We start from the raw sequence: 26,716 nt of genomic DNA on the forward strand, positions 1-26,716 counted from the left end.
TCAGTCCTCCTGGCCGAAGGCTCGCTTCTGCACGACCCGGAGGAAGAAGAAGGAGACGATGAAGGTGGCGAGGGCGATGACGACCGAGGTCGCCGCCGCGGAGTAGATGTCGTCGCGGGTGAACGCGTCGCGGTAGACGAGCATCAGCGGCGACCAGCTGGTCGAGAGGCTGTTCGTCAGCGGGCGGAGGGTGGTCGGCTCGGCGAAGACCTGCAGCGTCGCGACCATCGAGAACAGGCCCGTCATGACGAGCGCCGGGGCGACCATCGGGATCTTGATGCGCAGGGCGATCTGGACCTCGCTCGCGCCGTCGAGGCGGGCGGCCTCGTAGACGTCGCTCGGCACGGCCCGGAGCGACGTGTAGATGACGATCATGTTGAAGCCGACGCCGCCCCAGAGGGCGATGTTGGCGATCGCGAACAGGACGGTGCCGGAGCCGAGCACGCTGTCGACGTCCCAGCCGAGGCGGTCGAACACCCAGTAGAACGGGCTCACCGCGGGCAGGTACAGGAACCCCCACAGCAGCGAGCTGATCACGGCGGGCACGGCGTAGGGCAGGAAGATCGAGACGCGCGAGAAGGTCACCGCGCGGGTGCGACGGGAGTCGAGCAGCAGGGCGAAGAGCAGCGCGAGGCCGAGCATGCACGGGATGAGCACGACGCCATAGAGCAGCACGCGCCCGACGCTGGCGCCGAACTCGGGGTCGGTCAGCGTGCCGACGTAGTTCTCGAGGCCGGCGAAGGCCGTGGTCTGGCCGCCCGAGCCGAGGCCGAGCCCGATCACCTGCTTCTTCTGGAAGCTGAGGAAGACCGTGTAGACGATCGGCGCGGCCATGAAGAGGACGAACAGCACGATGCCGGGGGCGAGCATCGCGTAGGGCGTGATCACCCGGCTGCGGACGTTGCCGGGTCGTCGACCGGTCGCCGGTCGGGTGGGGGTGAGCGTGTCGGCCATGCCGGTCCTGGTTCCTCGTGGGGGGGCGGTGCGGGTGCGGGGCGGGAGGGGCGGCCGGGGCCGCCCCTCCCGGGTGGACGGCTACTTGACCGAGAAACCGCTCTTGGTCAGGTCGTCGAGCGTGATCTCCTGCATGGCGTCGACGGCGTCCTCGAACGCGGACTGCGTCCGGGCGTCGGCGGCCTTCGCGAACTCGTCGTTGTAGGCGCTGAAGGCGACGTTGACGTTCGGCCCGTAGGTGAAGGGCTGCACGGCGTCGGAGGACGCCGCGGCGATGTCGTAGAAGTCGGCCTGCTGGCTGAAGAACTCCGGCGGGGTCGTCAGCGCGTCGGACGCCGCGTCGGTGGCGGCCGGGTAGACGCCGGAGATGTCGGCGAGCGCGGCGACGGCCTCGGGGTCGGTGTTCAGCCACGTCGCGAACTCGACCGCCGCCTCCTTCTTGGTCGACTGGGTCGTGACGGCCGTGGTCGAGCCGCCCCAGTTGCCGTCGGTCGGCTCCGAGGCGTCCCACTGCGGCACGGGCGCGGCCGTCCACTTGCCGGCCGTGTCGGGCGCGTTGCCGCTCAGCACGCCGGGGGCCCAGACCGAGCTGATCCAGCCGACCTGCGAGCCGTCGTTCAGGCCGGCGTTCCACTCGGGCGTGTACATCGGTGCGTTGTCGATCGCGCCGCTCTCGACGAGGCCGCCCCAGTACGACGCGACCTTCTCGGTCGGGTCCTCCGCGATGTCGACGCTCCAGCTCTCGCCGTCGTTGGACCACCAGGAGGCGCCCGCCTGCTGGGCGAGGCCGGCGAACCAGCCGGCGTCGTTCGCCGAGAAGGTGCCGAGGTACTTGGTCGGGTCGGCCGCGTGCAGCGCCTCGGCGACCTGCGCGTACTCGTCCCACGTGGTCGGCACGGAGAGGCCGTACTGCGCGAGGACGTCCTCGCGGTAGTACGCCATCATCGGACCGGAGTCCTGCGGGATGGCGTAGACGCCGTCGCCGCCGAGGGTGACCGACGACCAGGTGCCGGCCGAGAAGTCGCCCTCGAGGTCGCCGGCGCCCTGCTCGCTGATGTCGGCGAGCGCGTCGGAGGCGACGAGCGTCGGGATCTTCTGGTACTCGGCCTGGATGAGGTCGGGCGCGCCGCTGCCGGCCTTGATGGCCGTGAGCAGCTTGGTGATGGCGGGGTCGCCGCCGTCCTGCTTGTTGACCGTGACCTGGATGTCGGGGTTCTGGTCGTTCCAGATGTCAACGACCTTGTCGAGGTTCGGGGCCCAGGCCCAGTAGGTGAGCTCGACGGGGCCGCCGTCGGCGGAGTCCCCGCCGGAGGCGGAGCAGCCGGCGGTGAGCAGAAGTGCGGCCGTGGCGAGGGTGGCGACGCCGAGACGGCGGGATGAGCTGCGCATTCGTCCTCCTTGAGGAAAGCAAGAGCTGGGGTGGGGCGGCGCAGCCGTGCTTCGGAGAACCACGTCGCTGTGCCTGTGAGCGGTTACAGTTATGCACAGCCGAAATGGCTTGTCAACTGTGCGTCAGATGCGCGTGACGCACTATTTCGGCGGGGTGACCGTGTGCTAGAACTGGGAGCGCACACAGTCAAAGGAGATCACCGCATGTCACTCGAGCTCGAGACCCCGCCCGCCGCGCAGCCCGGTGAGCAGACCGGCGCCTCGCGCGTCCCCGGCCGTGCGGAGATCCGCTACGGCGGCGACTACAACCCGGAGCAGTGGCCCCGCGAGACCTGGCTCGAGGACATCGCCCTCATGGAGCAGTCGGGCGTCAACCTGGTCAGCGTCGGCATCTTCTCGTGGGCGCTGCTCGAGCCCCGCGAGGGCGAGTACGACTTCACCTTCCTCGACGACATCATCGGCCTGCTGCACGAGGCCGGCATCGACGTCGACCTCGCCACGCCCACGACGGTGCCGCCGGCCTGGTTCTGGGCCGCCTACCCCGAGTCGCACCCCGTCACCCGCGAGGGCACCGTCCTCGGCCGCGGCTCGCGCGGCATGGTCAGCCCGAGCTCGCCCGAGTACCGCCGCGCGGCCACGGCGATCACCGAGCAGCTCGCGAAGCGCTACGGCCAGCACCCGGCCGTCGTCATGTGGCACGTCCACAACGAGTACGGCGCCCCGATCAGCGAGGACTACGGCCCGCACTCGGTCGTCGCCTTCCGTCGGTGGCTGCAGGCGCGCTACGGCACCCTCGACGCCCTCAACGCGGCCTGGGGCACGCTCTTCTGGGGCCAGGTCTACGGCGAGTGGGAGCACATCGACGCCCCGCGCGTCTCGGCCACCGTCGTCAACCAGACGCAGCGCCTCGACTTCGCCCGCTTCACCTCCGACGCCTTGCTCTCGCTCTACGTCGCCGAGCGCGACGTGATCAAGGCGCACTCGCCGGGCCGCCCCGTCACGACCAACTTCATGTCGAGCAACTGCCCGTCGATCGACTACTGGGCCTGGGCCCGCGAGGTCGACGTCGTGGCGAACGACCACTACCTCGTCGCCGAGCGCCCCGACAACCACGTGCTGCTCGCGCTCGACGCCGACCTCACCCGCAGCTTCGCGCAGGGCCGGCCGTGGATGCTCATGGAGCACTCCACCTCCGCCGTGAACTGGCAGCCCCGGAACATCGCCAAGCGCCCGGGCGAGCTGGCCCGCAACAGCCTGTCGCACCTGGGCCGCGGGGCCGACGCGGTGATGTTCTTCCAGTTCCGCGCCTCCCGCTACGGCGCGGAGAAGTTCCACTCGGCGATGCTCCCCCACGCGGGCGCCTCGAGCCGCGTCTGGCAGGAGGTCGTCCGCCTCGGCGGCGACCTCGGCAAGCTGGCGAGCGTCCGCGACAGCCGGGTGGAGGCGCGGGTCGCGATCCTCTGGGACATCGAGTCGTTCTGGGCCCACGACCTCGAGTGGCGCCCCTCCGTCGAGCTCGACCACCGCGAGCGCGTCGTCGCGTACTACACGGCGCTCTGGCAGCTCGGCGTCACCGTCGACTTCCGCCACCCGCACGACGACCTGTCGGGCTACGACCTCGTGCTCGCCCCGTCGCTCTACCTGGTCGACGACCGCTCGACGGAGAACCTGACCGGCTTCGTCCGCGACGGCGGCACCTTCCTGGCGTCGTACTTCTCCGGCGTGGTCGACGAGAACGACGCGGTGCACGAGGGCGGCGCCCCCGGCGCGCTCCGTGAGGTGCTCGGCCTCTCGGTGCCCGAGTTCCTGCCCCTGCACGCCGACGAGCTCGTCTCGCTCGACGACGGCTCGACGGGCGCCGGCTGGTCGGACGACGTCGTGCTCGAGGGCGCGACCGCCGTCGCGAGCTACACGACCGGCCCCGCGGCCGGCGGCGCCGCCGTGACCCGCAACGCCCTCGGCGAGGGCTCGGCCTGGTACGTCTCGACCCGCGTCGAGGGCGGCGACCTCGAGCGTCTCGTGCAGCAGGTGCTGGCCGACGCCGGCGTCGCCGAGCGCGAGGGCCGCGTCGCGGGCGTCGAGGTCGTCGAGCGCCGCTCGGACGACGCGCTGTTCACCTTCTGGCTGAACCACACCGACGCCGAGGTCGCCGTCGTCGCCCCGACCGGCACCGAGCTGCTCACCGGCGAGGCCGTCGACGGCACGGTGACGATCGCCGCCGGCGGCGTCGCCGTGGTCCGCAGCGACCGCCGCTGACGCCCGGCCCGGGTCGCCGCCCACGGGGCGCGGCCCGGGCCCCCTGACCGCACCACCAGCACTGCCGCACCGCACCACGAGCACCGCAGCACCGCCAGCACCGCCGCACCGCCACCGCATCGCCCGCAGATCGTCAAGGAGGACGACCATGGCTCGACCCGCACCCCACCCCGCCCCCGGCGGCCGACGGAGGGCGCGGCTCGCCCTCACCGGCGGCGTCGCCGTCGCGGTCGTCGCCCTCGGCGGCGGCCTCCTGCCGACGAGCGGGGCCCTGGCCGCGTCGCCGACGGCGGTCGTGAGCGATCCCGGCTTCGAGCAGGGCGCCTCCGGCTGGGTCAGCAAGGGCTCGGGCACGACGTCGCTCGAGGCGGGCGGGCACGACTCCCCCACGCGCCTGACGCACTGGCTGCCCGCCGCCGGCGAGGCGGTCACCACGCAGAAGGTCAAGAAGGTCACGCCGGGCTGGTGGACGTTCAGCGCCTGGGTGAAGAGCGGCGGCGGGCTCGACGCGAGCGCGCTCGAGCTCGCCGGCTGCGGGCAGGGGTCGAGCCGGGCCGTCGCGGCGTCGACCGCGGTGCCCTCGACCGAGGCGGACGACGGCTGGGTGCGCCTCGCGGTCTCGGCCGAGGTCTCGCACAGCCAGTGCACGCTGACCTTCCGCACGACGGGCGCCGCGGGCGCCTGGGCGAGCATCGACGACGTGCAGTTCACGCCCGGCCGCGTCACCCGCGACGTGCGCGGGGCCGACGTGTCGGGCCTGCTGCGCAACGAGGACGAGGGGGCGGTGTACCTCGACGCGGCCGGTCAGCCGGCCGACGCGATCCAGCAGCTCGCCGACCACGGCGCGACGATGGGCCGCCTCAAGGTCTGGGTCGACCCGAGCGACGGCTACAACGACCTCGACGACGTCGTGGCGAGCGCGAAGCGGATCGACGCGGCCGGCATGCAGCTGCTCGTCGACTTCCACTACTCCGACCGCTGGACGGACCCGGGCGCGCAGACGATGCCGAGGGCGTGGCAGGGCTTCACGGCCCCGCAGGTCGCCCAGGCGATCCACGACCACACCCGGGCGGTGCTCGACGCGCTGGCCGCCGAGGGCATCACCGCCGACGCCGTCCAGGTCGGCAACGAGATCAACCCCGGCATGGTCTGGCCGCTCGGCCAGACCTGGGACGTCGACCCGACCGACGGCGTGACGGGCGCCCAGTGGGAGAACCTCGCGAGCTTCCTCACCGCGGGGGCCACGGCCGTCCGCGAGGTGTCGCCCGAGACGAAGGTCGTGCTGCACCTGACCAACATCAACGCCGGCGTCGACGGCCTCACCTGGTGGTTCGACGAGGTCAGCGCGCGCGGGGTGCCGTTCGACCTGATCGGCCTCTCGTACTACTCGTACTGGCACGGCAGCCTCGCCGACCTGCAGGGCGCCGTCAGCACCCTGTCGGAGCGCTACGACCGCGACGTGCTGATCGTCGAGACCTCCTACCCGTGGACCCTCGCCGACGACCCCGACCACGTGTGGGAGAACGTCGTCGCGCAGGCCTCGATGCTGACCCCCGGCTACCCGGCGACCCCCGAGGGCCAGGCGGCGAACTTCCGCGCCGTGCAGGACGTCGTGGCCGCCGCCCCGGGCGGCCGCGGCATCGGCGTCGTCGCGTGGGAGCCCACCTGGACGGCCGTCGACGGCGCCGGCTGGGACCCTGACGACCCGACCTCCGGCAACGCGTGGGAGAACCAGGCCATGTGGGACCACGACGGCCGCCCGCTGCCCGCGCTCGACGAGTACGCGGCCGACTAGGCCACAGGGCCGGGCGCAGCCCCGGGGAGGCGCGGTGCCGGTCGGTCGGCACCGCGCCTCCTGCCTGTCCCGGGAGCGCGCGCTCGGCCCCGCCGGGGGCGTCGTGGAGGCGACCCGCACCTCCTGGGGGCATGATCGTGGGTGGACCCCCGACCGGATTGGACACGCCTCCGTGAGCACCAGCGACGAAGTCGACCTGATCATCGACGCGTGGGCGCGCGTGCGCCCCGACATCGACTTCGCGGCGCTCGACGTCTTCTCGCGGCTGCGGCGCGTGTCGCGGCGCCTCGACCGCGTGCGCTCCGAGGCGTTCAGCCATTCCGGCCTCGAGATCTGGGAGTTCGACGTGCTCTCGACGCTCCGCCGCGCGGGCGAGCCGTTCGAGCTCAGCCCGAAGGAGCTGGTCGCCGCGACCATGGTCACGAGCGGCACGATGACGAACCGCCTCGACCGCCTGGTCGAGCGTCGGCTCGTCGAGCGCCGGGCCGACCCGCGCGACGGCCGCGCCGCCCGCATCTGCATCACCCCGGCCGGCATCGAGCGCGTCGACGCGGCCATGCTCGACCTGCTCGCCGCGGAGGAGTCGCCGCTCAGCTCGCTCGACCGCGCCCAGCAGGCGCAGCTCGCCGACCTCCTCCGGGTGCTCGGCGCCGAGTTCCCCCGCTAGGCCCCGCTCGCGGCGACCTGCCGGGCGGCGCTCAGAACGCCGTGCTCGGCAGGTCCTTCTCGCCGTCGGCGATCGCCTGCACGATGCGGGCCGCGACCGCGTCGGGGTCGAGAGCCGCGCCGAACGCCGGGGCGCTGCCCGCGATCGGGTGCTCGGAGAGGGCGGTGCCGGTGTGGCCCGGCCGCGCGTCGACCAGGCGGACGCCGCGGCGCCGGAACTCCCGGGAGGCGGCGCCCACGTACGCGGCGAGGCCCGCCTTGGCCGCGGAGTACGCGGCCATGCCCGCGGTCGGCGACTCGGCCACGACGCCGCTGATCGTCACCACGAACGGGTCGCGGCCCTCCGCGGCGGACGCGGCCAGCGCCTCCGCGCCGTGGCGCAGCAGTCGGATCGGCGCGAGCAGGTTCGTGTCGACCAGCTCGGCGAGGGTGTCGTCGGCGACGGCGTCGGCCGGGCCGAAGGCGACGACCCCGGCCGCGACGACGATGCCGTCGAGGCGCCCGTGGGCCTGGAGGGCCGCGGCGATCAGCGAGGCCGCCCCGGTCGGCTCGCGGAGGTCGGCGACGTAGGCGCCCGGGCCCTGGAGGCTGCCGCCGGCTCGGCCGGCACGCACCACGACGGCCCCCCGCTCGGTGAGCTGGGCGGCGAGGCGCGAGCCCAGCCCGCCCGAGGCTCCGGTCACCAGGACGACGGCACCACGCAGTTCGGTCATGCGGCGGAGCGTACCCGCGGCGGCTGGGCCCGCCTCCGGGCCCGCCTCCGGGCCGCCGACGAACCGCGTTCCGGGCGATGAACCGCACTGGAGTGCGGTTCATCGCACGGAACGCGGTTCAGGCCGAGGGGCGCCGGCGGCGCGGGACGACGAGCGGCGTGCCGGTGACCGGGTCGGGCACGACGACGCACGGCAGGTCGAAGACCCGCTCGACGAGCTCGGCGGTGAGCACGTCGGCCGGGGCGCCCGTCGCGACCACCTCGCCGTCGCGCATCACGATCAGGTCGGTCGCGTACCGGGCCGCCTGGGCGAGGTCGTGCAGCACCGCCACCACGGTGGTGCCCCGCTCGTGCAGCCGAGCGAACAGGTCGAGCAGGTCGTACTGGTGCGCGACGTCGAGGTACGTCGTCGGCTCGTCGAGCAGCAGCACCGAGGTCTGCTGCGCCAGCGCCGTCGCCACCCAGACGCGCTGCCGCTGCCCGCCCGACAGCTCGTCGACCGGCACGTCGACGAGGTCGACGAGGTCGGTCTCGGCGAGCGCGCCGTCGACGGCCTCGCGGTCGGCCTCCGACCACTGGCGGAAGAGGCCCTGGTGCGGGTAGCGCCCGCGCGCCACCAGCTCGCCGACGGTGATGCCCTCGGGGGCCGTCGACGACTGGGGCAGCAGGCCCACGGTGCGCGCCGCCTCCTTCGCGGGCACGCCGGCCAGCTCGCGGCCGTCGAGCAGCACGCTGCCCGACCGGGGCTTCAGGAGGCGCGCGAAGGCCCGCAGGAGGGTCGACTTGCCGCAGGCGTTCGGCCCGACGATCACGGTGAACGAGCCGTCGCGGACGCTCGCGTCGATCGACCGCGACACGGTGCGCCGGTCGTAGGCGAGGTGCGCGGCGCGGGCGGCCAGGCGAGGCGTGCCGGCCTCGCCGGGTGAGGCGCTGCGCCGGGGCGTGGCGGGCGGCTGGGGCGTGGTCACGACGACCTCCGGGATTCTCCGACGAGCAGCGAGACGAGGTAGGCGCCGCCGATCACGAGGGTGACGAGGCCGACGGGCACGGGCGAGGTGGTGACGTGCTGGGCGACGACGTCGGCGACGAGCAGCAGCAGGGCCCCGGCGAGCGCCGCCGCGCCGAGCGGCACGCCCGCCGAGCGCACGACGCGCCGGGCGAGCTGGGGCGCCGCGAGGGCGACGAACACGATCGGCCCCGTGCTCGCCGTGACGACCGCGGTCAGCGCGACCCCGACGACGACGAGCGCGAGGCGGGCCGGCTCGGTGCGCAGGCCGTGCGAGCGCGCGGCGTCGTCGCCGAGCTCGAGCTGGCGCAGCGGTCGCGACAGCACGGCGACCGCGACGCCGAGCAGCGCGAGCAGCGCCGCCGCGGGCACGAGCTCCGACCAGCTGACGAGCGCGAGGGTGCCGGCGCCCCAGAACGACGCCGTCAGCGCGACCTCGGCCTGGGCGCGCAGCAGCAGCCAGCTGTTGACCGAGTGCAGCACGGCGGTGACGCCGATGCCGACGATGATGAGCCGCAGCCCCTGCACGCCGCCGCGCCAGGCCAGCAGGTAGACCACGAGGGCCGTGCCGAGCCCGCCGACGAGCGCCCCGGCGGCGGTGCCGACGGTCGAGGTCGCGCCCGAGACGATCACGACGATCGCGCCGGTGTAGGCCCCGGTCGAGAAGCCGATGACGTCGGGCGAGCCGAGCGGGTTGCGCGTCAACGACTGGAAGACCGCTCCGGAGGCGCCCAGCGCGGCCCCGAAGACGAGTGCGGCCAGGACCCGCGGCAGCCGCCAGCCCAGCACGATCGTCGAGGCGGGGCCGTCGGCGCCGCCGAGGGCGCGCAGCACCTCGAGCGGGCTGAGCGGGTAGTCGCCGAGGCCGAGCGCGACGAGTCCGACGACGAGGGCGACGAGGGCGATCGCGGCGGTCGCCGTGACGCGGCGGCGGCGGAGGGCCGAGCGCGGCCGCGGGGCGCGGGCGGGCGCCGCCCGGCGCGTCGGCGTCCCCGTGCCGGACCCCGTGCCCGCACCCGTGTCCGTGCCCGTGCCCGCGGTCACCGCGCCCCTCCCGCCGTGCGGCGACGGGCCACGAGCACGAGCACCGGCGCCCCGAGGGCGGCGGTGACGAGGCCCGCGGCGAGCTCGCCGGGCGGGGCGGCGACGCGGCCGAGCACGTCGGCGAGCAGCAGCAGCACGGGGCCGAGCACGGCGCTGAGGCCGATCGTCCACGGCTGGCTCGCTCCGACGACGCCGCGGGCGGCGTGCGCGACCATGAGGCCCAGGAAGGCGACCGGGCCGACCACGGCGGTGGCGCCTCCGGCCAGCAGCGTGACGACGACGAGCGCGGCGACGCGCACGAGCGGCACCGAGACGCCGACCGACGAGGCGTGGTCGTCGCCGAGGGCGACCGCGTCGAGGGGCCGCGCGGCGACGAGGGCGACGACGACGCCCGCGACGACGAACGGCGCCACGGTCACGACCGGCGCCCAGCCGCGGTCGGCGAGGCTGCCGACCTCCCAGGCGCGGACCGCGTCGAAGCGCCGGGGGTCGGCGAGCACGATGGCCGAGGTCAGGCCGCTCAGCACGGCGCCGAAGGCGATGCCCGCCAGCGTCAGGCGCGCGGGGCTGCCGCCCGAGCGGCCGGCGCCGCCGATCAGCGAGACGGCGACGGTCGCGACCGCGGCGCCCAGCAGGGAAGGCCACACCCACCCGCTGGCCGCCGTGACCCCGGCGAACCCCACGGCGAGGGCGACGGCGAAGGCGCTGCCGGAGGTGACCCCGAGGAGGCCCGGGTCGACCAGCGGGTTCCGGGTCACCGCCTGCGCGACGGCGCCGGCGACCCCGAGCCCGGCGCCCGCGACGATCGCCGCGACCGTGCGGGGCAGCCGCAGGTCGACGACGGCGGTCGCGTCGCCCGCGTCGGGGGCGGCGGTCGAGCCGGTCGGGCTCCAGCCCGTGAGCAACTGCACGACGACGTCGAGGGGAACCGGACGAGCCCCGACGGCGAGGCTGAGCAGCACGGCCACGACGAGCAGGCCCAGGCCGGCGAGCAGCCAGGCGAGCCGCGTGCGGGTGCGGCGCACCACCCGGGTCGCCCGGACGTCGCCGGGCCGGGTGCTGATGGCCATGCTGAGGAGCTTAGGCTAGCCTTCCCTGAGTTCGACCCCGAGCGTCGCGCCCCCACCGCAGCGGGCCCGCCGGAGCGACTCCCCCGCACCCTGCACCGCACCCCGTCTCCCCTGCCCCGCCCCCGACTCCGAGGACCCCATGCGCACCCCCCTGAAGCTCGCCGCCCTCCTGGCCGCCGCCGCCGTCGCCCTGACCGGCTGCGCGGCCGGCAGCGCCTCCGACGACGCGACCGCCACCTCCTCCGCCGCCCCGGCCGCCGACTCCTTCCCCGTCAGCGTCGACACCAAGTTCGGCGAGGTGACCGTCGACCAGCAGCCCGAGCGCGTCGTCGCGCTCGGCTGGGGCGACGCCGAGACGGCGCTCGCGCTCGGCGTTCAGCCGGTCGGCGCCTCCGACTGGCTGGCGTTCGGCGACGACGTCGACGGCGTGGGCCCGTGGGCCCAGGGCCTCTACGACCAGTCGCCGGAGATCATCGGCACGCTCGACCCCTCCTACGAGGCGATCGCCGCGCTGCAGCCCGACCTCATCCTCGACACGAAGTCGTCGGGCGACCAGGACCGCTACGACCGTCTGTCGGGCATCGCCCCGACGATCGGCGTGCCCGAGGGCGGCGACAGCTACCTGACCACCTTCGAGCAGCAGATGGACCTCGTCTCGACGGCCCTCGGGCAGTCCGCGAAGGGCGACGAGCTCGTCGCGCAGAGCGAGGCCGAGGTCGAGGCCGCCGCCGAGGCGCACCCCGAGTGGAAGGGCCTCACCGTGACGGCCGCCACCAAGACCAGCGAGGGCTGGGGCGCGTACGTCGCGGGCTCGGAGCGCGTCAGCCTGCTCGAGTCGCTCGGCTTCGAGCAGAACCCGGAGGTCGCCGCCCTCGACGCGAACTCGGGCGGCTTCTCGGTGAGCATCTCGTCGGAGAACCTCGACGTGATCGACGCCGACGTGATCGTCGCCTTCCCGATCTACATCGACACCGCGCAGATCACCGACGACCCGCAGTGGCAGGCCCTGCCGGCGGTCGAGGCCGGGCACGACGTCGTCATCGACGGCGACGTCTCGTCGGCGTACTCGCTCGGCACCTCGCTGTCGCGCAGCTACGCCCTCGACGCCCTCGTGCCGCTGCTCGAGACGGCGACGAAGAGCTGACCGGGAGCGACCCCGTGAGCCCGACCGACGCCTCCCCCGCCCGCTCCCCGCGCCCGGTGCGCGCGCAGCACGTCTTCGTCGTCGAGCGCACCGAGCGCCTGACGCCGCACCTCGTGCGCGTGCACCTCGGCGGCGACGCCTTCGACGGCTTCGTCGAGGCCGGCGCCGCGCAGCTCACCGAGAGCGACCGCTACGTCAAGCTGCTGCTCGCCCGGCCCGGGCTCGGGCTGCAGCCGCCGTTCGACCTCGACCGGCTGCGCGGCGAGCTGGCCCCCGACGACCTGCCCGTGCGCCGCACGTACACGGTGCGCTCGGTCGACCACGACGCCCGCACGATCGCCGTCGACTTCGTCGTGCACGGCGACGAAGGCGTGGCCGGCCCGTGGGCCCTCGCGGCCCGGCCCGGCGACCGGCTGCAGATGTCGAGCCCGGGCGGCGGCTGGTCGCCCTCCTCCGACCCCGCCGTGCAGAACCTGCTGCTCGCCGACGACTCCGCCGTGCCCGCCGTCGCGTCGGCCCTCGAGGCGATGGGCCCCGACGCCCGGGGCCTGGCGCTGGTCGAGGTCGCGGGCCCCGACGACGAGGTCGCCCTGACCCCGCCCGCCGGGCTCGAGCTGCGCTGGCTCCACCGCGGCGAGGGCGCCCCCGGCAGCGCCCTCCTCGCCGCCCTCGGGGCCCTCGAGCCGCCGGTGGGCCCGGTCACCGTCTTCGCCCACGGCGAGCGCGGGGCCGTGAAGGAGGCGCGGGTCGTGCTCCACGACCGGTGGGGCCTCGATCGGGCGTCGCTGTCGATCAGCGCCTACTGGGCGCTCGGTCGCGTCGAGGACGCCTTCCAGGCCGAGAAGCGCGAGCCGGTCGGCGCGATCTTCGCCGACTGACGGGCGGCGCGGCGCGCTGCCGCCGCCGCCGCCGTCCGGACATCGAGGCGACGCGTCTCGGGCCCTCGCCGTCGACGAGGGCCCAGGACGGGTCACTTCGATCGCCCCGGTAGCCTGTCCACGTGAGGTTCTGCAGCAGGTGGGTCGTGCGCGACCAGTGGCACGAGGTCTGCCTCTACGAGGACTACTTCCTGTACCGCACCCGCGCGGCCGACAGCACCGCGCCTCCGGAGGAGCACCGCGTCGAGAACGGCGACATCGCCGACATCGGGGTCGACCGCGAGGGGCCGCTCTGGGGCATCACGCTCACGGTCACGAGCGGGGAGTCGCGCACGGTGCCGTGCCCGGCGACGATCGCCGCGCCGCTGCTGCTGCGCTGGCACGACCGCGACTGACCACCGGGCCTACGCGGCGCCGACCAGCAGCTCGCCCGGCTCGGCCCCCTCGGCGCCGAACTCGATGCGGCGGTTCGCGACCTTCTCGCTGAAGAACCGGTCGTGGCTGACGACGACGACCGCCCCGGGGAAGTGCACGAGGGCCCGCTCCATCACCTGCGTGCTGGCCATGTCGAGGTGGTTCGTCGGCTCGTCGAGCAGCAGCACGGAGGCGCCGGAGAGCAGGCACTGCGCCATCGCCACACGGGCGCGCTGACCGCCGGAGAGCGCGCCGATGCGCTGCTGGAGGTCGGCCTCGGAGAACTGGAACATGGCCAGGAAGCGCGCGACCGACTTCCGGGTGGCCTTCAGGGCCAGGCTGTCGGGCATCGCGTTGACCGAGTGCGTCACAGTGTCGGCGTCGTCGAGCTCGGCGAGCACCTGGTTGTACGAGACGACCTTCGCGCCGCCCGCCCAGTCGACGCGGCCGCGGTCGGCCGCCTCGGTGCCCTCGAGCACCCGCAGCAGCGTGCTCTTGCCGCTGCCGTTCGAGCCCACGACGACGATGCGGTTGCCCCTGCGCACCTCGAAGCCGAGGTCGTCGAAGAGCGTCTTCTCGCCGTACGCCTTGCCGAGCCCCTCGACGCGGCAGAGCACGTCCTTCACGTGCAGCCCGCCGTAGATCTCGGTGATGATCTGGTCGACGGGCCGCGGGGTGCGCTGCTTCTTGATCTTGGCGAGGTCCTTCGTGAGGCCGCCCGCGCCTCCCTGCTTCTGCGCCTTCGCGGCCTTGACGGCCTCGCGACGGTCGCTGATGCCCTCGGCCTCGAAGGCGAGCAGCTCGTTCTCGTGCGCGAACTGCTGCTCGAGGGTCTTCAGCCGGAACTGCTTCTGCACGACGTACTCGGCGAAGGCGCCGGGGTACTCGTGCAGGTGGAAGTTCTCGACCTCGACGATGCGGGTGACGACCGCGTCGAGGAACTGCCGGTCGTGCGAGACGACGATCGCGGCGCCGCGGAAGTCGCGGAACCACTGCTCGAGCCACTCGACGCCGGCCACGTCGAGGAAGTTCGTCGGCTCGTCGAGCAGCAGCACGTCGGGCGCCTCGAGGACGATCTTCGCGAGGGCCGCGCGGTTGCGCCAGCCGCCGCTCAGCGCGTCGATCGGGCTGGTGCGGTGCGCCGCGTCGAAGCCGAGCACGGTGAGGGCGGTGTCGACGTGACGGCGGTACTCCCAGCCGTCGAGCCGGTCCATCTCGGCGAAGAGCTCGGACTGCCGCTCGATCAGGCGCGTGAGCTCGTCGCCCTGGTCGGGGTCGACGGCGACCACCGCGATCGCGGCGTCGATCTCGGCGAGCTCGGCCTCCATGGCGCGGACGTCGTCGAAGAGCCCCTCGAGCACCTCGGTGACGGTGGCGGTGCCGTCGAGCTCGCTGAACTGCGAGAAGTAGCCGAGCCGCAGGCCGTCGTCGACGGTGACCGTGCCCTCGTCGGGCTGCACCTGGTCGAGGGCGAGCTTCAGCAGGGTCGACTTGCCCGAGCCGTTGCGCCCGATCAGGCCGACGCGGTCGCCGGGCTCGAGGCGGAAGAAGGCCTCGCGCAGCACCGGCCGCTGCTCGTAGCGCACGGTGACGTCGTTCAGGCGGATGAGGCTCATGCCCACCAGTCTCGCAGCCTGCGTCGGAACACTGGACCGGGCCGGGGCGTTGCACCCCCCGGAGCCGTGCGCACCACTCCGGGTGCGTCCCCGCTCCGAACTGGAGGCACCATGACCACCGACGACCACGACCACGCACCCACCCCCGACGCCCTCGCCCGCCTGACGCCCGAGCAGCGCCGCGTCACCCAGGGCGGCGGCACGGAGCCCGCGTTCCGCAACGAGTTCTGGGATTCCCACGAGGCGGGCATCTACGTCGACGTGGTCAGCGGCCAGCCGCTCTTCGCCTCCGTCGACAAGTTCGACAGCCGCACCGGCTGGCCGAGCTTCACCCGGCCGATCGACGCCGAGAACGTCGTCGAGCGCCGCGAGGGCATGTTCTTCGCGCGCCGCACCGAGGTCAGCTCGGCGGGCGCCGGCAGCCACCTCGGCCACGTCTTCCCCGACGGCCCCACCGCGACGGGCGGCCTCCGCTACTGCATCAACTCGGCGGCCCTCCGCTTCGTCCCCCTCACCGCACTCGAGACCGAAGGATACGGTTCGTACATGACGCTCTTCTCCCCTGAGTCCACCCCCGCCCCCAGCGGAACGACCGAGACCGCGATCCTCGCGGGCGGCTGCTTCTGGGGCGCACAGCAGCTGCTCCGTCGCCGACCGGGCATCGTCTCGACCCGCGTCGGCTACTCCGGCGGCCACGTCGCGAACGCCACGTACCGCAACCACGGCGGCCACGCCGAGGCCGTCGAGATCGTGTTCGACCCGGGCGTGACCTCGTACCGCGAGGTGCTCGAGTTCTTCTTCCAGATCCACGACCCGTCGACGAAGGACCGCCAGGGCAACGACATCGGCGACTCGTACCGCTCGGCGATCTTCTACACCTCCGACGAGCAGCGCGAGACCGCCCTCGACACCATCGCCGACGTCGACGCGTCGGGCCTGTGGCCGGGCAAGGTCGTCACCGAGGTGACCGCCGCCGGCGACTTCTGGGAGGCCGAGGAGGAGCACCAGGACTACCTCGAGAAGCTCCCCAACGGCTACACCTGCCACTTCGTGCGACCCGGCTGGGTGCTGCCGAAGCGCGAGCAGGCCGTCAGCGCGAGCTGAGCCCGGGCCCCGCGGTGCGGGGCCGCAGGCCTGCGGGAGGCGCGGTGCCGGTCATGCCGGCACCGCGCCTCTCGTGCGCGTGCGCGGCGACCGCCGCCGCACCTGGTAAGCAGGGGGCATGCCCCTCGACGTCGCCGCCCTCCGCTCCGCCTTCCCCTCGCTCGGCTCGGGCATCGCCCACTTCGACGGCCCGGGGGGCACCCAGACGCCGCTCGACGTCGGCGAGGCCATCGCCCGCGCCATGACCGGTCCCACGTCGATCCGCGGCACGAGCACCCTCGGCGAGCGCAACAGCGAGGCCACGGTCCAGGCCTTCCGTGCCGCCTACGGCGACCTGCTCGGCGTGCCGGCCCGCGGCGTCGTCCACGGCCGGAGCGCGACGCAGCTCACCTACGACTTCTCGCGCCACCTGTCAGCCGGCTGGGGCCCGGGCGACGAGGTCGTCGTCTGCCGGCTCGACCACGACTCGAACGTGCGCCCCTGGGTGCAGGCCGCCGAGGCCGTCGGCGCGACCGTCCGCTGGATCGAGTTCGACCCCGCCACCGGCGAGCTCGACCACGCCTCGGCCGCCGTCGCGATCACCGACCGCACCCGCGTCGTGGCCCTGACCGCCGCCTCCAACCTGCTCGGCACGCAGCCCGCCGTCCGGGCGATCGCCGACCGCGCGCACGCCGCGGGCGCGCTCGTCTGGGTCGACGCCGTGCACTTCGCGGCGCACGAGGTCGTCGACCGCGAGGCCCTCGGCGCGGACTTCGTCGTCTGCTCGCCCTACAAGTTCTACGGGCCGCACTGCGGCGTGCTCGGCGCCGACCCGGAGCTGCTGGAGGGCCTCCGGCCCGCGAAGCTCCTGGCGTCGACCGACGTGGTGCCCGAGCGGTTCGAGTTCGGCACCCTGCCCTACGAGCAGCTGGCCGGGGCCACGGCCGCCGTCGACTTCCTCGCCGGGATCGCCCCGGGCGACGCGACGACCCGCCGCGAGGCGATCGTGGCGTCGATGCGGGCCTGCCACGAGCACGAGGGCGAGCTGCGCGCCCGGCTGGAGGCGCGCCTCCTCGCCGTCCCCGGCCTGACCCTGCACTCGCGGGCGGCGCGGCGCACGCCGACCCTCTACGTGACGATCGACGGGCACCGCATGCGCGAGCTGTCGGCGCACCTCGCGACGCGCGACGTGCTGGCGCCGTCGGGGCACTTCTACGCGATCGAGGCCTGGCGCGCGATGGGTCTCGACGACGAGACCACCGGGCTGCGGATCGGGCTCGCGGCCTACACGGACGACAGCGACGTCGACCGGCTGCTCGCGGGCATCGAGGAGTTCGTCGCGGCCTGACGCTGCCTGCGCGGCCGTGGGTGCCCGAGCCGCACGGCGGGCCGGTGCCCCGGCCGCACGGCGTGCGGGTGCCCCGGCCCTCCGGCGGGCGTGTTCGACACCGACGGGCCGTCGTGCACGCCCGGCCGCGTCGAACTCGCCCGCCCGGCGAGAGCCGACACGCGGGACGTGCGACGGCCGTCAGCGCGAGGCGACTCCCCCGGGCGGTCGACGGGTCGGGGCCGCGGCGGCGCGGCGCTTGTCGACGACGGCGGTCACGGCCGAGCCGAGCAGCAGGACGAGGATGCCCAGGGTGACGACGGCGGCCCCCAGGACGATGAGCGCGATGATGAACGTTTCCACCCCCCGATCCTGACGGAGGCGCGGGCGCCGCGGCAAGGACCCGCGGCGGATGCCCAGGCCGACCGGCCCCTCAGGACCCGCAGGCCGAGGTGGCCGACAGGCTGAGACCCTCCGCCGTCCCGCGGATGGTCGCGCCGGCGACGCCCGACGCCCCGCTCCCCTGCGTCGCCCAGATATCGAGGCCGAGCGCCCGGTCGACTGGGCGCAGGCCCTGGTCGGTCCAGCTCGCCGTGACGGCGTCGAAGGGAACCTGGGCGTCGTCGACGTGGAGGAACACCGGCGCGACGACCCAGCCCCGCACGCGGACCCGCAGCGAGCCCTCGCACTGTTCGCGGCCGTCGACGGCGACGACCGCCTCAACGCCGGTGAGCGCGACCGAGGCGTCCAGGAACGCCCGCACCGCCGCCTCCTCCTCCGTCAGGTCGACGGCCTGCAGCTCGGCCTCGGTCAGCGGCGCCGGAGGGGCGTCGGGCGTGATCCGCGGGACGGAGGGCGGCGGAGGCGACCCGAGCGGGAGGCCCAGCCAGCCGTCCACGTCGCGGTCGACGTCGGCCACGCCCGGCGGGGAGACGGTGAAGCCGGTGCGGTCGCGGGTGCCGGCGTCGGCCTCCTCGTCGGTGGTCGCGGCGAGCTCCTCGGCGATCGACACGACCTCACGGGTCTCGACCCTGAGCGTCGGGCCGACGGGCCCGGCCACGGGGTCGGCGACGGAGAGGCTCAGCGACGTGAGACGACCCGCCGCCAGCTGGGCGTCGAGCCGGTCGAGCAGAGCCGGCCCCGGGCTCGTCCGCCCCACCCCCAGGTACGCGGAACCGCGGGTCAGGCTGGTGCGCAGCCCGTCCACCAGCGGCCGCACCGCGTCGACCGTGGCGCGGAGGCTCGCGGAGGCGGCGACCGTGACCTGGGCGGAGGACCGGTCGACGACGACCGACTCGACCTCCGGCACGCGTCGGAGCTCGTCAGCGAGGGTGACGGAGGCGGCGTCCAGGACGTCGAAGGTGGCGGCCGAGGTGCCCTCGCCCGCGGGCAGGTGCAGGTCGAGCACGAGCGCCGCCCGCGTCACGCCGCCGAACGCGGCGCCGTCGAGGTCGTCGGCGAGGTCGATGTCCGGCCCGTCGGCCGTCACGGCGACCCGGGCGATCCAGTGGTGGGGGTCGTCCTTGGCGTCGACCTGCGAGAGGTCGGTCTCGACGCCGGCGACGCCGTCCACCGCGCGGAGACGGTCGGCGAGGGCCGCGAGCGACTCCTCCGAGCCCTCCGGCGGCGGCACGAGCAGCAGGGAGCAGGCGCTCAGCGAGGCTGCGACGAGGGCCACGCCGACGGCCCCGGCGAGGGCGCGGCGAGCACGACGGAGGCGGGGCAGCGGCATCGCCTCAGCCTAGGAAGACGCGGGCCGCCCCTCGTCGCCCGGGAGGAGGACAGGCGTCCCCCTCCCGGTGGAACGCCGGGCTCAGCCTCGCCAGAACTCCCGCACGGCATCGAGCACCTCGTCCGCCTGGCGCCGCCCGGCCTCGGCCGCGGGGCCGCGGGTCGCGCCCGAGAGGGAGTTCCCGCCGAACGCCGCGAGCGCCGCGTCGTCGGCCTGGATCACCATGACCTCACGACCGGCCGCCTGACGCGCCGCCACGACGCCCGGCAGGGTCGGCCCGAGCGGCGACTCCGCCAGCTCGGGCCCGCACGACAGCACGAGAACGCGTTCGGCGGCGTCGGCGACGTCGGCGTTGGTGCCGGAGCGCACGCCGCCGTCCATCGTCGGCCGACCGTCGACCTCGACGGTCGGCCAGACCAGCGGCACCGAGCAGCTGGCCGCGACGGCCACGTGCAGGGGGACGCCGGAGTCGCGGGTCAGCACCCGGAACTCGCCGTCGGTCGCGTCGACGGAGCAGACCGCCAGGTCGCCCGCGGGCCACGGGGTGTCGGCACCGAGTCGCTCGCGCATGGTCGTCACCAGCTCCGGCTCGTCGCCGGTGACGGGCACCTGCCGGGCGAGCGCGCCCAGGCGGGCCCGCGCCTCCTCGGGGCTGGCGGCGCCGGCCACGGCCTGGCCGACGCGGTCCAGGAAGTCGCCGCCGTCGAGGGCGGCCTCGGGGGTCGCGCCGGCCGGCAGCAGCTGCTCGCGGTAGGCGTCGGCGACGCCGCCCAGGCGGAGCGTCGTGCCGACGACCGAGCCGGCGGACGTGCCGACGACGAGGTCGGCGTCGGCGAGGGGCACGCCGGCCTCGAGCAGGCGGGCGAGCACGCCGACCTCCCACGCGATGCCGGTGATGCCGCCGCCGCCGAGGACGAGGGCGGTGCGGGGGGTCGAGGGTGCGGTGTCGGTCACGGGGCTCCTCCAGACGATGACGGGGTCGCCGTCACGCTACGACCCCCGGCCGAGGAGCGCTCCCAGCGAAAGCGACCGGGCGGCCCCGAGACGGCCCCGGGTGCACCGGAGGGGGCCGGGCCACCCGAGGCCCGACCCCCTCCGGGCCTGTCAGCGCCCTGCGGGGCGCTGCTGACGAACCCCCCGAAGGGCCGTCAGACCGTCACCTCGTCCCGCAGGTCGGAGGCGAGGGCGACCGTGCGGGACTGCGCCGGGCGACCCAGCGCCCGGAACTCCCAGCCCTTCGCACGGTAGTCGTCGGCGTCGAGGGCGTGGCGCCCGTCGACGACGCGTCGGTGGCGCACGAGCTGCGCCAGGTCGTCGGGGTCGGCGTCGCGGAAGACCTGCCACTCGGTGAGGAGGGCCACGGCGTCGGCGTCGACGACGCAGGCCATCATGCTCGACGCGTAGGTGAGGTCCGGGTAGAGGCGGTGCGCGTTCTCGTTCGCCTCGGGGTCGTAGACCGTGACGGTCGCCCCCTCGAGGTAGAGCATGCGCGCCACGTCGAGCGCCGGGGCGTCGCGGACGTCGTCCGAGTTGGGCTTGAACGCGGCGCCGAGGCAGGCGATGCGCTTGCCGGCGAGGTCGCCGCCGACCATCTCGCGGATGAGGTCGACCGTGCGCACGCGGCGACGGTTGTTGATGCTGTCGACCTCCTTGAGGAAGGAGACCGCCTGGCCCACGCCGAGCTCGTCGGCGCGGTGCGCGAAGGCGCGGATGTCCTTCGGCAGGCAGCCGCCGCCGAAGCCGAGGCCCGGCTTGAGGAAGCGGCCGCCGATGCGGGAGTCGTACGAGAGCGACTGCGCGAGCAGGTTGACGTCGGCGCCCGTGGTCTCGCAGACCTCGGCCATCGCGTTGATGAACGAGATCTTCGTGGCGAGGAACGAGTTCGCGGCGACCTTGACGAGCTCGGAGGTCGCGAGGTCGGCGACGACCAGGGGCGTGCCCTCCTCGAGCACGGGCGCGAACGCCGCGGAGAGCTGGCGCTCGGCCCACTCCGACTGCACGCCGAAGACGAGGCGGTCGGGGTGCATGGTGTCCTGAACGGCGAAGCCCTCGCGGAGGAACTCGGGGTTCCAGGCGAGCTCGAGCTCGGCGCCCAGCGGCGAGAGCGACTGGACGAGCTCGGTGAGGCGGCTCGCGGTGCCGATCGGCACCGTCGACTTGCCGACGAGGAGCGCCTTGCGGGTGATCCGCTTGGCGAGCTCGCCGAAGGCCGAGTCGACGTAGCGCATGTCGGCGGCCATCGAGCCCGGGGTCTGCGGGGTGCCGACGCAGATGAAGTGCACGTCGCCGAACTCGGCGGCGGCGTCGAAGTCGGTCGTGAAGGTGAGGCGGCCGCTGTCGAGCGCCTCGCGGAGCTTCTCGGGCAGGCCGGGCTCGTAGAACGGCACGGTTCCGGCGGCGAGGGCCTCGACCTTGGCGACGTCGACGTCGACGCCCATGACCTCGTAGCCGAGGACGGCCATGCAGATGGCGTGGGTGGCGCCGAGGTAGCCGGTGCCGACGACGGTCAGGCGGGGCTTCTCGACGATGGGCAGCGGGGCGGAGCGGGTGATCGGGTCGGACAAGGGGTGCCTCCAGGCGGGTGTGGGTGAGCGGACCGTGCCGAGCAGTTCAGGTGCCCGGCAGGGTCACAGGAGGACGCCGTCGCCGGGCGTTCAGGGCGCCCGGCGGGGCGCGGTGCTGCGTTTCGGGCGCAGCGGGGGTGCATCGCGGGTGCGGTGCGGGTGGAGCACGGTGATCCGTGGTGCAGGTGATCGGGCGTGGCGGGTGATCTGGTGGTGCGGGCGGTGCGGGTGGTCAGGCGGTGCGGGTGATCGGGTGGTGCGGTCGGTGGCCCGTGGGGGCGGGGAGGGGCCGGGGCCCCGGAGGCGCGAGCAGGGTCAGCGCGCGCACTCCACGTTCCAGTCGCCCTCGCCGGCGCCGGAGACGGTGTTGTCGCACATCACGCGGTTGCCGAGCTCGGGGGTGAGCGAGAAGCCGAAGCCGGGCCCGTCGACCGCAGCCGTGTTGCCGCTGAAGACGTTGTCGGTGCCCCAGCCCTCGAGGAGCTCGTGGGTCTGGAAGCCGTCCATCGACGACGCGGTGCCGGTGTTGCCCTCGATGGTCCAGCCGTTGCCCTTGACGTCGACCCAGGAGTCGCCCTCGGTCAGCGAGGCGCCGTCGAAGCTGTTGCCGCGGACGACGCCGCCCGTGGTCCCCTCCTTGATGTCGATGTTCTCGGCCGTCGTGTCGGAGATGGTGTTGCCCTCGATGACGTTGCGGTCGGAGGTGTCGGGGTCGCCGCCGGTGATCTCGCCCCAGTTGTTCTTCGAGGAGCCGATGTAGATGCCCTCGCCGAACTTCTCCTTGCGGTTGCCGGTGTCGCTGATCGTGTTCGACGACACGACGTTGTCGGTGCTGCCGTCGCGGAGGTGGACGGCCTCGTCGCCGATGTGGTTCACGGTGAGGCCGGTGATCGTGCTGCCCACGGTGCCGTCGGCCATCAGGCCCTTCTGGCCGTTCGTGATCGTGAACCCCTCGAGGTGCCAGTACTCGGCGCCGTCGAGGTGCATCACGTAGCCCTTCTCGACGTCGTCGCCGTCGAGCACGGCGTCGGCCGAGCCGCAGAGGGCGATCGGCTGGTCGGCCGTGCCCGACTCCGACGCGACGAAGTTGCCGACGTAGGTGCCCGGCTCCAGCTGGATCACGTCGCCGGGGGCGGCGTCGGTGAGGGCCGAGGTGAGCTCGTCCACCGAGGCGACCGAGACGGTCGCGTCCTGGCAGACGTCGCTCGCCGTGGCCGGAGCGGCCGGGGCGCGGGTGGCGCTCGGGGTGGGCGACGCCTCCTCGAGGGGCGCCGAGGTGGCGCCGGCGGACGGAGCCCGTGACGCGCCTCCCTCGTCGTCACGACCGACGCCGATCGCCGTCACCGCGACTCCTCCCACGATCACGCCGGCCAGCACGAGGCCGGTCGCGGTCAGGGCGGGGTGCTTGCGGAACAGGTCGATCATGCGGTGCTTCCTCGAGGGGTGGAGGGCGGGCCGACCTCGTCGCGCGAGGCCTCCCCGCGGGTGAAGGTCGACAGCGGCGCGAGGTTCGCGTAGGGGTGGACGAACCCGCGGCGGTTGCGGCCGACGCTGGTGATGGCCGTGACGAGCAGGATGAGGCCGAGGCTCAGCCACATGATGGTCAGCGGCTGGAAGATCGACCGCAGGATCACGCTGAGCGGCTTGGTGCTGCGCCAGTCGCTGTCGTCGTTGTCGGCACGGACGGCGCCCTCGGTGCGGGCGGTGTCGATGGCGCTCGGGCCGCGGCCCGACACGACGTTGTCGCTGATGCTCGACCGGCCGGTGTCGCCGATCAGGGTGATGGCGTGGTTGCCGACGTCCTCGACGGTGTTGCGCGAGATCGTCGCGCCGGCGTCGCGGAGGTAGATGCCGATGTCGCCGCCGGAGATCGTGTTGCCCTTGATCGTGCCGCCGGTGCCCGCGTCGCGGAGCGCGATGCCCTGCAGCGCCGACTCCTCGATGGTGTTGTCGGTCAGGGCGACCTTCTCGGCGCCCTGGCCCACGACGATGCCGACCTCGTTGCCCGTCAGCGTGTTGCCGTCGACCTCGATGTCGGTGCCGCCGATGACCTCGACGCCGTAGCGGGCGTTGTCGCTCGACTTGCTGTTCGACAGCGAGTTGTTGCCGTAGACGCCGGTGGGCATGCCCGTCGCGCTCGGGCCTTCGGCGAGGGCGCGGCCGTTCATCGTGATGCCGTTGTGGCCGTTGCCGGTCGCCGTGAGGCGTTCGAGCACGATGCCCGAGGAGGCGCGGTTCACGTCGAACCCGTCGAGCGCGTTCCCGGTCGAGGTCGTGTTCTCGACCTCGCTGTTCGACACGTTGCGGTGGAAGACCATGCCGTCGACGAGGCTGTCCTTGATGGCGCTGTCGCGGACCACGACGCCGTCGGCGCTGGTGACGAACAGCCCGAAGGCGTTGCCGTCGAAGGTGACGTCGCGGACCATGGCCGAGACGTAGCTGTAGCCGCTGAGGTCGGGGTCCATGTCGAGCACGCTGGCCTCGTCGGTCGGCAGCAGCTCGGTGCCGAAGACCTCCGTGCTGGCGTCCTCCTCCGCGGCGGCCGCGGCCGCCGCCTCGTCGCTGGCGCTGGCGTTGGTGCCCTTGCGGGCCAGGGTGTCGGTGCCCTTGTCGGGGATGTCGGTGCCCGTCATCGAGACGCCGCCCGTCATGCCGCTCCAGAAGCCGAGGTCGGTGAAGAACGCCTTGCTGAGCTCGGCGCGGCCGCCGACGACGCGGATGTAGGCGCGGCCGTCGGAGGTGTCGGTGTCGACGGCCCCGGCGTCCGGGTCCCAGCTGCTGATGCGCGTGGGCTCGTCGTAGGTGCCGGCCACGACGAGGGAGCCGCCGAGGGTGACGATCGACGTGAACGCCTCCGAGTTCGACTGCAGGTGCAGCGTCAGGCCGTCCTTGTCGCTGAGGTCGAGCGTGGCGCCGTCCTCGACGACGATGTTCTCGCTGAGCAGCCAGCTGCCGTCGGGCTCGCGGCGGAAGGTGCGGGGCGCCAGCTCCTCCAGGTCGCTGAGCGTGTACGGCGCGTCACGGGCGACGAGCACCAGCGTGTAGAGGTTGCCGGTGGCGAGGCGGTACGGCTTGTAGTGCGCGACGCCGCTCCAGTCGGCGGCGTTCGCGATGGCCCGCACCTCGATGAGGCGGCGGTCCTCGGTGGCGGAGACCTGCGCCTCCGCCTCCGGGTCGCCCTCGTACGACGCGACGCCGCTGGCGTCGAGGCGCTCGGAGGTCGGCTCGGACGAGCTCGACGAGCTCGGCTCGGGCGACGCGGCGGAGGCGGTGCCCGCGCCGGTGAGGGCGATGCCGCCCGCCACGACGGCGGTGACGAGGACGGCGGAGGCGCAGCTCAGCGCGGTGCGGCGGCGGAGGGCGGTCATGCGGTCACCTCCTGGGCGACGGGAGCGGGCTGGGCGGGGACGGGCTGGGCGGCGACGGGCTGCGCGGGGACGTGCTGCGCCGTGGCCGGCTGGACGTCCGCGGTCGACGCGGCGACGGGCACGCCGACCGGCGGTGAGACCGGGGCGGGCGGCAGCGCGCCGTGGCGGCCGGCCGGGGTGACGGCCTCGTCGGCCGGGACTCCCTCGTCGGCCGGGCCGGCGGCGTAGGCCGCCTCGCTGACGAGCGACGACGCGGTCTGGCCGTCGCCGCCGATGCGGTCGGCGTGGCGGGTCAACCAGCCCTGCTTGTTCATCGTGATCAGCGCGAAGACCTTGATGGGCAGCGAGATGAAGATGACCACGAAGGCGACGACCGGCAGGATGAAGATGTCACCGGGGTTGCGCTTGAGGTGCGAGAACCCGCGCACGCCGCGGCTGAGCAGCACCCAGGCGAGCGTCGCGCCGATGCCGAGCGCCGTGCCGTCGATGCGACTGAAGGCGAGGTAGCCGACCGTGAGGCCCATGGTGACGGGCGTCAGGATGATCTGCATGACCGTCACCTTGGTGACGAAGGGCACCTTCCAGAGCCAGCCCTTCGCGATCGCCGTGAAGTAGGTGCGGTACGAGTTGCGGCTCCAGCGGACGCGCTGCTTGACGAAGGCGCTGAACGTGTCGGGGAACATCGACAGGGCCTTGGCCGACGACTGGTGCACGGTCTTGTAGCCGCTGGCGAGGACGAGCCAGGTGAGGCGCCCGTCGTCGCCCGAGATGCAGCGGCGGCCGAGGAAGAACTCGTTCTCGAGGTTCTCGAGCACGGGCATCACGGCGGAGCGGCGGTAGACGGCGGTGCGGCCGGAGATGATCGCGACGGCGCCGGCGGCGCCCATGGCTGGCACGTAGTTGTAGTACCGCAGGTTGACCAGCCAGTCGGCCACGCGCCTCCACACGCTCGTGCGGCGCTGGTACACGTTCTGCTGCGTGCTGACGCCGCCCACGAGCGGGTCGGCGAACGGCTTCTGCGCGTTCTCGAGCAGGCCCGGCGTCCACGACGTGTCGGAGTCGGTCAGGAAGAGGATCTCGCCCTGGGCCCGGCGGATGCCGGCGCCGAGCGCCGAGCGCTTGCCGACGTGGTGGAAGAGCACCGGGGTGACGCGCGGGTCGCCGAGGGCGATGATGCGGTCGTACGCCTCGGTGTCGATCAGGTCGAGGACGATGATGATCTCGTCCGGCCCCTGCTCGCGCCACGTCTGCAGGCAGCGCATCAGGATGTCGGGGTCCTCGTGGTACGACGGCACGACGAGCGAGGTCGTCGAGCGGAAGTCGCTCTCGATCGGCTTCGCGCGGGCCGACAGGATGACCCGGTAGAGCCAGAGCAGCCAGACGATCGTGCCGGCGATGGCGATGGGGAAGTAGGGCTGGACGGTGGTGAAGACGTCGACGACGGACTGCCAGTTCAGGGCGATCTGGAAGTCGGTCGACAGAGCTGTGCCAAGGCGCATGGGTGGCGGGTCCTCGATCGGGGTTCGGGTAGGCGCACCGGTGGCCGACAGCCTCGATGAGGCGTGCCGCGGTCGGCGGCCCCTTCAGGGGTCGCCGACCGGTGAACGACCTCTCACGAGGTGCGTGTGGTGACCGTGTCGGGATCGGGGGGAGTTCGGGCTCCCCCCGCACGGAGCGTCGAGGTTCGGGCCTCGACGC

Annotated in this window: 22 protein-coding genes; 8 read left to right on the forward strand and 14 right to left on the reverse strand. The window is 73.9% G+C overall.

What is annotated here, in order from left to right:
• The gene (locus tag F1C15_RS05080) at positions 1-954 is read right to left on the reverse strand and encodes a carbohydrate ABC transporter permease (RefSeq protein WP_185233351.1); all 954 of its coding nucleotides are present in this window, start codon (positions 952-954) and stop codon (positions 1-3) included.
• Positions 955-1,035: 81 nt separating this feature from the next.
• Positions 1,036-2,343, reverse strand: coding sequence for an ABC transporter substrate-binding protein (locus F1C15_RS05085; RefSeq protein WP_056056617.1), 1,308 nt, complete (start codon positions 2,341-2,343; stop codon positions 1,036-1,038).
• A gap of 204 nt (positions 2,344-2,547) precedes the next feature.
• Here F1C15_RS05085 and F1C15_RS05090 point away from each other — a divergent pair, with 204 nt between their 5' ends.
• From F1C15_RS05090 to F1C15_RS05100, 3 genes are all read left to right on the forward strand, one after another.
• Complete coding sequence (locus tag F1C15_RS05090; RefSeq protein WP_185233353.1) at positions 2,548-4,599, forward strand: beta-galactosidase; 2,052 nt, start codon at positions 2,548-2,550, stop codon at positions 4,597-4,599.
• A gap of 148 nt (positions 4,600-4,747) precedes the next feature.
• Positions 4,748-6,394 (forward strand): glycosyl hydrolase 53 family protein, encoded by a 1,647-nt coding sequence (locus F1C15_RS05095; RefSeq protein ID WP_185233355.1) that lies wholly within the window; start codon positions 4,748-4,750, stop codon positions 6,392-6,394.
• Between the two features lie 172 nt (positions 6,395-6,566).
• Positions 6,567-7,061, forward strand: a complete 495-nt coding sequence (locus F1C15_RS05100) for a MarR family winged helix-turn-helix transcriptional regulator (protein ID WP_185233358.1) — start codon at positions 6,567-6,569, stop codon at positions 7,059-7,061.
• A 31-nt stretch (positions 7,062-7,092) separates the two neighbouring features.
• On the opposite strand, the gene F1C15_RS05105 is transcribed toward F1C15_RS05100, so the two are convergent.
• From F1C15_RS05105 to F1C15_RS05120, 4 genes are all read right to left on the reverse strand, one after another.
• Complete coding sequence (locus F1C15_RS05105) at positions 7,093-7,773, reverse strand: SDR family oxidoreductase (RefSeq protein WP_185233360.1); 681 nt, start codon at positions 7,771-7,773, stop codon at positions 7,093-7,095.
• 118 nt (positions 7,774-7,891) lie between these two features.
• Complete coding sequence (locus F1C15_RS05110) at positions 7,892-8,740, reverse strand: ABC transporter ATP-binding protein (RefSeq protein ID WP_185233362.1); 849 nt, start codon at positions 8,738-8,740, stop codon at positions 7,892-7,894.
• On the reverse strand, positions 8,737-9,822 hold the full coding sequence (locus F1C15_RS05115) for an iron chelate uptake ABC transporter family permease subunit (RefSeq protein ID WP_185233364.1): 1,086 nt from the start codon (positions 9,820-9,822) through the stop codon (positions 8,737-8,739). Before F1C15_RS05115 ends, F1C15_RS05110 begins: the two co-directional genes overlap by 4 nt.
• Positions 9,819-10,892, reverse strand: a complete 1,074-nt coding sequence (locus tag F1C15_RS05120) for an iron ABC transporter permease (RefSeq protein WP_185233366.1) — start codon at positions 10,890-10,892, stop codon at positions 9,819-9,821. Before F1C15_RS05120 ends, F1C15_RS05115 begins: the two co-directional genes overlap by 4 nt.
• Positions 10,893-11,031: 139 nt before the next feature.
• On the opposite strand from F1C15_RS05120, the gene F1C15_RS05125 reads away from it, so the two are divergent.
• The 3 genes from F1C15_RS05125 to F1C15_RS05135 all read left to right on the forward strand — a co-directional run bounded on the left by F1C15_RS05125 (position 11,032) and on the right by F1C15_RS05135 (position 13,309).
• On the forward strand, positions 11,032-12,036 hold the full coding sequence (locus F1C15_RS05125; protein WP_167259805.1) for an iron-siderophore ABC transporter substrate-binding protein: 1,005 nt from the start codon (positions 11,032-11,034) through the stop codon (positions 12,034-12,036).
• 14 nt (positions 12,037-12,050) lie between these two features.
• Entirely contained in the window at positions 12,051-12,914 is an 864-nt protein-coding gene (locus F1C15_RS05130) for a siderophore-interacting protein (RefSeq protein WP_185233368.1), read from the forward strand.
• Positions 12,915-13,036: 122 nt separating this feature from the next.
• The gene (locus F1C15_RS05135) at positions 13,037-13,309 is read left to right on the forward strand and encodes a hypothetical protein (protein ID WP_185233370.1); all 273 of its coding nucleotides are present in this window, start codon (positions 13,037-13,039) and stop codon (positions 13,307-13,309) included.
• Positions 13,310-13,318: 9 nt separating this feature from the next.
• Here F1C15_RS05135 and F1C15_RS05140 read toward each other — a convergent pair whose 3' ends face one another.
• Positions 13,319-14,944, reverse strand: coding sequence for an ABC-F family ATP-binding cassette domain-containing protein (locus F1C15_RS05140; protein WP_167259811.1), 1,626 nt, complete (start codon positions 14,942-14,944; stop codon positions 13,319-13,321).
• A 111-nt stretch (positions 14,945-15,055) separates the two neighbouring features.
• On the opposite strand from F1C15_RS05140, the gene F1C15_RS05145 reads away from it, so the two are divergent.
• Positions 15,056-16,048, forward strand: coding sequence for a bifunctional methionine sulfoxide reductase B/A protein (locus F1C15_RS05145; protein ID WP_185233372.1), 993 nt, complete (start codon positions 15,056-15,058; stop codon positions 16,046-16,048).
• Between the two features lie 118 nt (positions 16,049-16,166).
• On the forward strand, positions 16,167-17,375 hold the full coding sequence (locus F1C15_RS05150) for a cysteine desulfurase-like protein (RefSeq protein WP_185233374.1): 1,209 nt from the start codon (positions 16,167-16,169) through the stop codon (positions 17,373-17,375).
• Positions 17,376-17,555: 180 nt separating this feature from the next.
• On the opposite strand, the gene F1C15_RS05155 is transcribed toward F1C15_RS05150, so the two are convergent.
• The 7 genes from F1C15_RS05155 to F1C15_RS05185 all read right to left on the reverse strand — a co-directional run bounded on the left by F1C15_RS05155 (position 17,556) and on the right by F1C15_RS05185 (position 26,517).
• A complete protein-coding gene (locus F1C15_RS05155) occupies positions 17,556-17,717 on the reverse strand; it encodes a hypothetical protein (RefSeq protein WP_156370064.1) in 162 nt (53 codons plus the stop codon).
• 70 nt (positions 17,718-17,787) lie between these two features.
• The gene (locus F1C15_RS05160; protein WP_185233376.1) at positions 17,788-19,086 is read right to left on the reverse strand and encodes a hypothetical protein; all 1,299 of its coding nucleotides are present in this window, start codon (positions 19,084-19,086) and stop codon (positions 17,788-17,790) included.
• A gap of 81 nt (positions 19,087-19,167) precedes the next feature.
• Positions 19,168-20,040: a patatin-like phospholipase family protein gene (locus tag F1C15_RS05165; protein WP_185233378.1), complete on the reverse strand. Its 873-nt coding sequence runs from the start codon at positions 20,038-20,040 to the stop codon at positions 19,168-19,170.
• A 194-nt stretch (positions 20,041-20,234) separates the two neighbouring features.
• Entirely contained in the window at positions 20,235-21,650 is a 1,416-nt protein-coding gene (locus tag F1C15_RS05170) for a UDP-glucose/GDP-mannose dehydrogenase family protein (protein ID WP_255354163.1), read from the reverse strand.
• Between the two features lie 315 nt (positions 21,651-21,965).
• Positions 21,966-23,075, reverse strand: coding sequence for a nitrous oxide reductase family maturation protein NosD (locus F1C15_RS05175; protein ID WP_185233380.1), 1,110 nt, complete (start codon positions 23,073-23,075; stop codon positions 21,966-21,968).
• Positions 23,072-25,018, reverse strand: coding sequence for a right-handed parallel beta-helix repeat-containing protein (locus F1C15_RS05180; protein WP_056056642.1), 1,947 nt, complete (start codon positions 25,016-25,018; stop codon positions 23,072-23,074). The genes F1C15_RS05175 and F1C15_RS05180 overlap by 4 nt, the downstream gene beginning before the upstream one ends.
• On the reverse strand, positions 25,015-26,517 hold the full coding sequence (locus F1C15_RS05185; RefSeq protein WP_185233382.1) for a glycosyltransferase: 1,503 nt from the start codon (positions 26,515-26,517) through the stop codon (positions 25,015-25,017). Before F1C15_RS05185 ends, F1C15_RS05180 begins: the two co-directional genes overlap by 4 nt.
• Positions 26,518-26,716: the final 199 nt, after the last annotated feature.

Source organism: Frigoribacterium sp. NBH87, from assembly GCF_014217665.1.
Taxonomy (GTDB): Bacteria; Actinomycetota; Actinomycetes; order Actinomycetales; family Microbacteriaceae; genus Frigoribacterium; species Frigoribacterium endophyticum.